This window comes from Streptomyces katrae (assembly GCF_000966975.1).
GTDB lineage: Bacteria > Actinomycetota > Actinomycetes > Streptomycetales > Streptomycetaceae > Streptomyces > Streptomyces katrae.
In genome coordinates, this window is sequence record NZ_JZWV01001246.1 from 1 (window position 1) to 210 (window position 210).

Here is a 210-nt window from a genome sequence, read left to right on the forward strand (position 1 = left end):
GCGATCGGCAAGGCCGAGCCCGTCGGCCTGTTCGTGGAGACCTTCGGCACCGGCGCCCTGCCCGACGAGCGGATCCAGGAGGCGGTCTCCGCCGTCTTCGACCTCCGCCCGGCCGCGATCGTCCGCGACCTCGACCTGCTGCGGCCCATCTACGCGCAGACCGCCGCCTACGGCCACTTCGGCCGCGAGCTCCCCGAGTTCACCTGGGAG

General features: G+C 73.3%; 1 protein-coding gene. It reads left to right on the top strand.

The window, feature by feature from the left end:
- Window positions 1–210, top strand: a 210-nt coding sequence (locus VR44_RS35655) for a methionine adenosyltransferase domain-containing protein (RefSeq protein WP_045951800.1), incomplete at both ends; no start/stop codon positions are given.